The organism is Pseudomonas sp. FBF18 (genome assembly GCF_024261405.1).
Classification (GTDB): Bacteria; Pseudomonadota; Gammaproteobacteria; order Pseudomonadales; family Pseudomonadaceae; genus Aquipseudomonas; species Aquipseudomonas palmensis.
Window position 1 is genome coordinate 796,244 of record NZ_QKRS01000001.1, and the last position, 8,727, is coordinate 804,970.

The window sequence follows — 8,727 nt, forward strand, 5'->3', positions numbered from 1 at the left end:
CCGCCTCGAGGCCCTTGAACTCCTCGAAGCAACAAAAAAAGCGACCTTAGGGTCGATTTTTTTGTGCCTGCAGAAAAGCATGGCCGCCAAGGCTGGCACCTGCTGGCGACGTATTGCCTGCAGGTGCCGGCCTTGCTGGCGAAAGAATATGCCCCTCAGACCTTGAAGCGCGAAAGCAGCCCTTGCAGCTCAGTGCCCAGGCGCGCCAGCTCTGCCGCCGAGGTGGCAGTGTGCGCCGAGGCGGTGGACGTCTGTTCGGCCACATCACGCACACTGATCACGCTGCGACCGATCTCTTCGGCTACCGCGCTCTGCTGTTCGGCGGCGGTCGCGATCTGCACGTTCATGGCCTGGATGTGCGTGACCGTGTGTGTGATGGCCTGCAGCTCCACGCCTGCCTCATTGGCCAGCCCGACTGTCGTACCGACCATGCCCTGGCTGGTGTGCATGCGTTCTGCAGCCCTCTGCGCACCCTGCTGCAATGACCCGATCAATGTCTCGATCTCTGCGGTGGACTGCTGGGTGCGTTGGGCCAGCCCGCGCACCTCATCGGCCACCACGGCGAAGCCACGCCCGGCCTCGCCGGCACGTGCCGCCTCGATGGCGGCGTTGAGCGCCAGCAGGTTGGTCTGCTCGGCGATGGCATTGATCACCGTCATCACACTGCCGATGCGTTCGCTCTCTTCGGACAACCTGCCGACGGCGTCGGCGGAGGTGCCGATGTCGTCGGCCAACTGGTCGATCTGGGTCAGTGCGCGCTGTACCACCAGATTGCCCTGGCTGGCCTGGCTGTTGGCCTGGCGGGTGGCGGTACTGGCCTGCTCGGCATTGCGCGCCACTTCCTGCACCGTGGCTACCATTTCGCTCATGGCCGTGGCGACCTGGTCGGTCTCCAGTTTCTGGCTGTCGACGCCGGCACGGGTCTGTTCGGTGATGGCCGAGAGCTGCTCGGCCGCCGCTGACAACTGAGCGGTAACGGTGCCCACCTGGCCCAGCACACCGCGCAGGTTGTCGCCGCTTTGGGAGAGGGCTAGGAGCAACTGGCCAAACTCGTCACGGCGCAGCTCGCTGCTGTTATCCCTCAAGTCGCCGGCACCGATACGACGCGCGATCACTACGGCCTGCTGCAGCGGCTGGGTGATCTGGCGGATGATCACCCAGCCGATCGCACCGCCCAGCAGCATGGCGCCAACCAGCAGCCCGAGCATCAGCGCACGGCTGTGGCTGGACTCGTCGACGCTGAGCTGATTCTGGCGTGCGATCAGCGTATTGATCGCTTCCAGGCTGGTTTCGATATTGCTCACCAGCACCGTACGGCTGCGGGCCTGCTGCTCGACATCGCGGGCAAAGCGCTCGGCCAGTTGCAGGTACTGGTCCAGGTCGGAGGGCAGTCTACCCAGTTGCGGGTGACCGCTGCCCAGGCGCTTCACGCTGTCATTGGCGCGCGTGTGGGCCTCACGCACCGTGTCCAGGCGTTTGGTGCTGCCCTCGCGCATCATGGCCAGGCTGTTCTGGCGCAGGTCGCTCAGGGCGTCGTTGAGGGTGGCAAGGTCGCGACGGACGTTACTGGCGTCGTCCTGGTACAGCGCCTGGGTCAGCGTACGGACATCGTTCTGCAGGCTGCTGCCCAGGCGCTCGGAATCGGCCTGGATGCGGCCTATGTCCTGCTGGGCGGTTTGCAGCTGGCGAAACTGCTGCATGTAGCCCTGCATGTTTTCCAGCACGTGTTGCAACTGCTGCCTGGACACTGCGTCGTCCAGGCGCTGGAGGTTCTCCTCGATCAGCGCCACCAGGGTGCTGTAAGAGGTGTTCAATTGCGCCGCAAGGTTTTCATCGCCGTGGTGTTCATACGACAGGCGCGCGGCGCGAATGTCATTGGTGTGGTCGAGCACGTGATTGACCGACACCAGCCGATCGGCACGGGTGGTCAGGGTGTTGAGGCTGCGAATGCCGATCACGGCGAGGAGCGCCATCAGCAGCACGATACTCGCGAAACCGAGGGCCAGCTTCACTTTCACCGATATGTTTTTCACCTTGAATGCTCCTGGGTCGATGGTCAGTGGCTGACGTAGTGGCGCATTGCCATTTTCTGTCGCATGCCAGGCCAGTATCGATGGGCTCAAGGTGTAGCGGGGAGTCAGACATTTCCCGGTATGACGTGGGAAAGCTGGTTAAATAGTGAGCGAAAAAAATCGCGACCAATGGTTCAGGACGGCTGTGTAGTGCAGGCCAGCCGCTGTGCAGGTGAAATTTAGTGCCGGATCGCCCGGTTGCGGTTTCAGTCATCTGCGGATGTGATGCACAATAGGCGCCGACCGTTTTTCGCAGGATTTTCAATGTCAAAGTCAACCGTCTTCACTGCGCTCGGGCTGGCCCTTGTGCTGGCGGGCGTTGCCGGCTGTTCCTCGAAGAAAGCCGCCATCTACGAACACGAGAACTTCGACGACTCGGGCACCTTCTCGCGCAGCTTTCCGGTCAGCGAAGCAGGTACCTGCGAGGCTGCCCGGCGCGCGCTGCTCAGCCAGGGCTACATCATCACCACCAGCGAACCGGGCCAGGTCAATGGCAACAAGAGCTTCCAGCAGACGGGCGACTCGCACCTGCAGATCAGCTTCAACGTGGTCTGTGCCAACGACACCGGTTCCGGTCAGCGCTCGACCATGTTCGCCAATGCCCTGCAGGACCGTTATGCGCTGAAAAAATCCAACACTTCGGCCAGCCTCGGGGTGGGTGTGCTGGGGTCGGTGTCGATGCCGATCGGCTCGTCGGACGACTCCATGGTCAAAGTGGCCAGCGAAACGGTGACCTCGCCCAAGTTCTACGAGCGCTACTTTGCGTTGGTCGAGAGTTTCCTGCCCAAGCCGAGCAAGAAGGCCAAGGTCGAGCCCAAGGCCGAACCCGCCAAGCCGGCTCTCGACCTGGGAGTGCCCGAACCTGCGCCTGCTGCGCCAAGCGCTCCGGCCGTCGAGGCCGCGCCGGCGCAGCCTCCGGCCCCTGCGGCACCTGCCGAGGTTGCAGCGCCGGTGGTGGCGGTACCGGCAGCGCAAGCGCCGGCTGCACCGCTGGTCGACGACAGCAAGAGCTCGCAGCCTGTGGCGCCGCCCCAGGATGCGGCGCCGATCACGGTCGAACAGACTGCACCGCCCACCGAGCCTGCCGCCGCACCGGCGCAGCCTCCAGCGGCCCCGACGGCCGACGCGCCTGCGCCGCTGTGACGCATCGGATAAATCATCGATTGCCTGCTACGTTTATCTCAATGGGCTGAGCGCTTGTGCTTTTCGCTGGCTTGCCAGCGAAGGGCGAGCCACCTTGCGCCAGCCTGTCACGTCACGGTCATTTTTTCTTCACCTGGGCACTTTAGGGTGAAGCACGACTCAATGACATGATCGAGAAAATCAAGGAGCAGGCAATGGACGACTATCAAGAAGAACTGCTGGAATACCGCGCATTCGAACTCGACCCGCCAGAGCCGGCCGAAGACGCTACCGAGCTCTGATCGGGCTCATGCGCCCCGCCGCTGGCTGCGGCGAAAGTCCCCCGGCGTCACGCCGTTCCAGCGCTTGAATGCGCGCTGGAAGGCCTCTGCCGACGCAAACCCCAACAGGTAGGCTATTTCGCCAAAGGCCAGCTCCGTGTCGCGGATGTAGGTCACAGCCAGATCGCGGCGCGTGTCGTTCAGAATCGCCCGAAACTGCGTGCCTTCCTCGGCCAGCTTGCGCCGTAAGGTCCACGTGGGCAGTTGCAGCTGCGCCGCCACTTCACCCAGGTCCGGTTCACGTCCGCCGTTGAGCAACGGCCCCAGCAGATGGGCGATACGCTCAGCCAGGCTGCGCATGCGCGTGCGCTCCGCCAGTTCCTGCTCGCATAGCTGCAACAGGTGCTGCCAGGTGCTGGGGCAATGGGCCGGGTTGCGCAGCGCCAGGCTGGCGCGGTCCAGGCGCAACTGATTATGTGTGGCCCCGAACTGCACCGGGCTGCTGCACAGGGCCTGGTAACGGTCGGCATAGGCGGGCGCGCAAAACTCGATCTCCATACGCTCCGCCTGCAATGCCACCCCCACCAGCCCCGACAGTTGTGCCAGCCAGCCGGCCAGTACCGAGTCGACCACGAAGCGGTTGTAGTCGTTGTACGGGCTGATCGAATAGAAGCGCAGCCAGGCGCCCTGATTGTCCTCATGGAGGCTGGACTGGCCACGGTAGTTGGCGGCGTACAGCGGCTCGAAACGCACCAGCGTACGCGCGGCCTCGCCCAGGGTAGGGGCCTGGGCGGCGGCTACACCGGCCAGGCCGGCCTGGTTCAGGCGGCTCAGGCGGCCCATGTGCAAGCCCAGCGCCGGTTCGTTGCTGAGTGCAATGGCGGCATGCCCCAGGTGCATGTAGCGCGGAATCGACAGGCGCGCACCGGCTTCGGCCAGCCGTGCAGGCACAAGCCCGTAGCGTTGCAGAAGGGGGGCCGGATCATGCCCCAGTTGCTGCAGCGCCTGCGCAAGGCTCTGGATGAACCCCACCGACAGATCCCCCAGGCGTACCCGTGGTCGGTTCATCGGTTACAGCCAGAGGTTGAGCAGGCGCGCGCCGGGATGACTGCTGGCACTGACGTAGTGCCCGTCGCGGCTGGTGAAGCCCAGGCCGTCGCCGGCAATTTCCCAGAACTGGCCGCGCAGGAACACGCTCAGCAGGGTGGTATCGGCGCTTTGGCCGTGGCCGATCAGGCGCTGCCAGGCCTGGCCTTCCTCGACCTGGCCGGCCTTGAGCGGCAGGCTCACGGCCATCGGCTGGTGGCGGTTGCCGCGCCAGGGGGCGGTCCAGCTGTCTCGGCCGCTGATGAAGGCGGGTACCGCGATCAGTTGTGCCGACTGCGCGGCCAGTTGCTGGTAGTTGGCCGGGTACCAGCTGTCGCTGCCCACCAATACGCCGAGGCGGCCTGCGGGTGTATCGAATACTTGCAGCGGATAGGCGTCGCCGCTGCGGATGAAGCGGCGCACTTCACTGTCGGGGTATTGCTGGCGTTGCGGCTGGCCGATCACCTTGCCGTCGCTGGCGAATACCACGCCGTTGTTGTACAGCGCGCCGCTGCCACTGTGAAGGATGCCTTGCTCTGCATACGGCGTGGGCAGCACGATGGAACCGGCCACCAGGGTCACGCCGAACTCCCTGGCCAGGCCGCCGAACAGTTGCTGGTAGTCGGCTGCCATCTGCGTGGCCTTCATGCGCAGGTGCGCATCGGCGCGGCGGTCGTCGCCCTCGGCGTTGAACATCGCCAGCCCGTAGCGCAGCGGGTTGCTCAGCTCCAGCCATTGCCAGGCCTCCTGCAGGCGGGTGACCTGGTACAGCTCTTTCTTTTCGCCGCGGGCCCAGAGCCAGGTGCCGATATGCTCGGGCAGCACCACGATCGTGCGCGGGCCGACCAGGCCCTGGGTGCGAGCGTGTTCAAGGTAGGCGGCGAGCTTGCGGTGCAGCAGGGCCAGGTTCTGGTAGTCGCCCGGATACAGCAGTGGCTCGATGCCCAGCAGATTGCCCTTGTCGGCGGGCACGCCCTGGTTCAGCGCCACTTCAACACGAAGGTCGGACAGGTAGTGGCCGGCCGGGCGTTGTTCGGTCCACAGGCCATAGCCCAGGAGCATGGCAGTCAGAACAAGCGCCAGGGCGCCAAGCAGAAGTTTTCGCATGGAATCAGATGTATGTCCGCAGTTGCGTCGAGGGTACTGGAAACAGGGGGTTGGTGAAACATATCCTGCTCGCACTGGGCCCTGAGCCGAAGCATAGGACAGCTGCAGGCGTCTTAAATACTGGCGCACTTGCTATTTGCCATGGCGGATCTATCGTCGTTGTTACAGCCTTCCAAAGGATTGGCATCATGACGATACGGCTGGTCAGACTGCTGGTCATGGGCGGGGCCGCGCTGCTCGCATCCTGTGCGCTGTTCAACCCTTATGTGCAGAGTATCGCGCCTGAAACAAAGACTGCCACTGGCTCGCAACTGGCCAGCAAGATCCGCATGGAGCTCCAGGGCAAGACCAACGGATTGGCCTACTGGCAGTCGGGATCGTCATTGGCGCTGGCAGGTGCGCTGGGTCTTGGGGGCTACAAGGCCGTCACTGCAGGCAACGGTCACCAGGTGGCAGCGCTTGCGGCTGGCAGTGCATCGCTCTATGGTTTTTCCGCTGCGCAGTACAAACCCACCAGAGAGCAGCTTTATCACCGTGGCGTGCAAGCGGTGATGTGTGTCGAGTCGATATACGAGCGGGCCAGCCTGGAGGAGGGTAACGAGCTGATAAGGCGCATCGCCCAGCTGAAGGCTGGCTCTGGAGCCGTGTCGATTACCAATGCCTACTCGTTGTATGGCGCGATTTCCAGGGCGAAGGCATTCGACAGGGTGTACAAGGAGAAACTGGTCGAGATCGTCGCGGCGCTCAACAACTACCTGGCTGCATTGCAGCCTGCCCCTGAGGTGACGTACCGGATCATCTCCGACGCGATCGGGTCACGGCCGGTTCCCCCGCAGGACGGCACGAAGAACGCGTGGTCAGCCGGCCTGGCGCCTATTTCCATCAATGGACGTTTCAACGCCCAGCAGCAGCTCCAGGCGGCCTTGCTGGCCGATGAGGCCAATGAATGGATTGCGCGCATCTACACCACTGCACCGGGCTTTGACAGTGATGCTCCCGGTTGCAACCCGTTTCAGGGGCAAGTGCCCTCGATCAAAGGGCTGCCATCCGGATCCACACTGGACATGGTGGCAGGCGGGCAGGAGCGCTTTCTGATCCTGAACTCCTCCGGCGACCTGCGCATCACCTACGCAACCCAGGACTCATCCGATCAGGGCGCTGCCGAAATCAGAGTGATTACTGAAAACAGAAGCTACTGGGTGGAGGTCAAGGCGCTCAGGCAGACCCAGAAACCGCTGAAGGCCTATCTGACGGATAGCCAGAAGGGCGAAGTCACCATCGACTTCTATATCAGTATCTCCGCCGCTCCTGCGGCTGGTCCTTGAGCGGGGGGGATCGAGAATGTCTGGCGCAACGGTACTGTCCGGGCTTGCTGCGGGCTTTCTGCTCGCCGCGTCAATGGCTTCAGGCGCCGAGGATTGCGGTACGCCTGGCACACTGACCAGCAGCAAGGGTGATTCCCGAGTGTTGGTGACGCGAGTGTTCAAGGATGGCTCGATCGCCGTGCGTGCGCGGCTGGCAGTGAATCCGGATGGTGGCAAGGGCGCCTACACCGTTGGCGATCATGGGTTCACCTATATCGCCAACGGCCTTTCGATCATGCGCAAAGGTGTCCGCTATCGATGCGACCTTGATTGCCGAAACGCTTTTCTGAAGGCGGAACTCAAAGGGTTTGCCGAGCACACGCCCGAGTTCTGCGTGTATGCCATGGAAGTCGAGCCCTTTGCGCCAGGGCAGGCCAGAACATCCTGCGGCAATGGGCGCTACCTCATCGGAAATGGCAAGGGCCGCCTGCGCAAGGGGCCGCTGCTTGACACCGTGAGCGGCGCCACGGTGCAGAGCTATGTTTCCACTACCTCATTGCGCCACAAGGTGGATGGCCAGGTGCAGCCTCTGGACTCCGAGTCACTGCCCATAGCGGTGGCCGCCAAGGCGAGCATGCTGGGATCGATCGTCTGGGTCGCAGGCAAGGGCCTGCACGGCACGTTCGCGCTTTTGGGCGAAAGCGGGCCGGCTTTTGGCGAAGGCTCAATCGCGCTGCACCAGTTGTTGCACACCAATGCAATCACCGCACAGGCATCCGGCCCTATCCCTGTGGGGCAGCGCTGCAGCGCTGTCGAGTCAGGCCTGACGCCCCCTTTTCGGTCGTCCCCGGACAAACCAGGGGACGGCTGCCGGAGAGGGCGAGCAGCCAGCAGCGCCAGCGATATCCGTGCCTACAACGGTATCAGCGAGCCAGTCGATTTCGTCGTGCTTGGCCAGGCCGGATTTTCCCGCAAAGGCGGGTTGATCGAGCAGACGGTGACTCGGCAGTCGATCGATGAGGCGGCTGCGCGAGCCGGCTATACCCAGCAGCGTATTCGTCAGATGCTGGCCTGCCTGCCGCGGTCCTGAGCCAGGTGACCGCCTACGGCTGGTCTCAGCCCTTGGCCGCCATGGCCGTCACTTCCACGCGCATGCCTTCGACCGCAAGGGCGGCCACGCCAACTGCGGCCCGCACTGGCCATGGTTTGGCGAAAAAGCGCTGGTACACTGCATTGAAGGCGGCGCGGTCGGCCATGTCGGTGAGGTAGATGGTCAGGTGCATGACCCTGTCCATCGAGCTGCCGGCGCGCTCCAGTGCCACCTTCAGGGCTTGCAGGGTGCATTCGCTCTGCAGGGTGATATCGCCCAGTTCCAGGCTGCCGTCTGCCCGGGTCGGGATCTGGGTGGAGACCAGCACGCCGCCGAAACCGACAACGTCGGAGGAGATGGAGTCGGCATCGAGATCGGGAACGAAGGTGAGGTCGTGGTTGGCCATGGGCAGCTCTCGTTTGAGGGGGGGACAAGTTGGCCGACAGTTTACAGGGTCATGGCGAATGAGGTGCGATGGCGAGCGCATTCAGTCGTCAGTGAGTGGGTGCCTGTCGGCGACGATCGATCGGTCAGTCGACGCTCGTTTTGCCTCTTGAAATGCTCCCGGCCGATTTCCCCAACTGCGCAACTTCTTGCGCACTCAAATGTGGATAACCCTGTGCATACATTGCTGCGGGCCATAATAAACGTGGTCTGCAGCCAAC

Annotated in this window: 7 protein-coding genes; 3 read left to right on the forward strand and 4 right to left on the reverse strand. The window is 63.5% G+C overall.

All coding sequences use genetic code 11. The features are described 5' to 3' along the window. Positions 1 to 155: 155 nt before the first annotated feature. Entirely contained in the window at positions 156 to 2,033 is a 1,878-nt protein-coding gene (locus DN387_RS03805; protein ID WP_054916650.1) for a methyl-accepting chemotaxis protein, read from the reverse strand. Positions 2,034 to 2,336: 303 nt separating this feature from the next. Between DN387_RS03805 and DN387_RS03810 the strand changes: the two genes are divergently transcribed. After that, the gene (locus DN387_RS03810; RefSeq protein WP_054916649.1) at positions 2,337 to 3,215 is read left to right on the forward strand and encodes a DUF2242 domain-containing protein; all 879 of its coding nucleotides are present in this window, start codon (positions 2,337 to 2,339) and stop codon (positions 3,213 to 3,215) included. Between the two features lie 287 nt (positions 3,216 to 3,502). Here DN387_RS03810 and DN387_RS03815 read toward each other — a convergent pair whose 3' ends face one another. Beyond that, positions 3,503 to 4,543 (reverse strand): AraC family transcriptional regulator, encoded by a 1,041-nt coding sequence (locus DN387_RS03815; RefSeq protein WP_054916648.1) that lies wholly within the window; start codon positions 4,541 to 4,543, stop codon positions 3,503 to 3,505. Between the two features lie 3 nt (positions 4,544 to 4,546). Then, positions 4,547 to 5,668, reverse strand: coding sequence for a carbon-nitrogen hydrolase family protein (locus DN387_RS03820; RefSeq protein WP_054916647.1), 1,122 nt, complete (start codon positions 5,666 to 5,668; stop codon positions 4,547 to 4,549). 188 nt (positions 5,669 to 5,856) lie between these two features. Here DN387_RS03820 and DN387_RS03825 point away from each other — a divergent pair, with 188 nt between their 5' ends. Beyond that, positions 5,857 to 6,993: a hypothetical protein gene (locus DN387_RS03825; protein WP_054916646.1), complete on the forward strand. Its 1,137-nt coding sequence runs from the start codon at positions 5,857 to 5,859 to the stop codon at positions 6,991 to 6,993. A gap of 16 nt (positions 6,994 to 7,009) precedes the next feature. Beyond that, positions 7,010 to 8,062 (forward strand): hypothetical protein, encoded by a 1,053-nt coding sequence (locus DN387_RS03830; protein ID WP_054916645.1) that lies wholly within the window; start codon positions 7,010 to 7,012, stop codon positions 8,060 to 8,062. Positions 8,063 to 8,087: 25 nt separating this feature from the next. Here the strand turns inward: DN387_RS03830 and DN387_RS03835 are convergent, their stop codons facing one another. Continuing rightward, a complete protein-coding gene (locus tag DN387_RS03835; RefSeq protein WP_043862834.1) occupies positions 8,088 to 8,468 on the reverse strand; it encodes a RidA family protein in 381 nt (126 codons plus the stop codon). Positions 8,469 to 8,727: the final 259 nt, after the last annotated feature.

Coding starts and splice junctions, on each gene's coding strand:
- DN387_RS03830 (WP_054916645.1), top strand. CDS start 7,010: ATGTCTGGCGCAACGGTACTGTCCGGGCTTGCTGCGGGCTTTCTGCTC.
- DN387_RS03815 (WP_054916648.1), bottom strand. CDS start 4,543: ATGAACCGACCACGGGTACGCCTGGGGGATCTGTCGGTGGGGTTCATC.
- DN387_RS03820 (WP_054916647.1), bottom strand. CDS start 5,668: ATGCGAAAACTTCTGCTTGGCGCCCTGGCGCTTGTTCTGACTGCCATG.
- DN387_RS03825 (WP_054916646.1), top strand. CDS start 5,857: ATGACGATACGGCTGGTCAGACTGCTGGTCATGGGCGGGGCCGCGCTG.
- DN387_RS03835 (WP_043862834.1), bottom strand. CDS start 8,468: ATGGCCAACCACGACCTCACCTTCGTTCCCGATCTCGATGCCGACTCC.
- DN387_RS03810 (WP_054916649.1), top strand. CDS start 2,337: ATGTCAAAGTCAACCGTCTTCACTGCGCTCGGGCTGGCCCTTGTGCTG.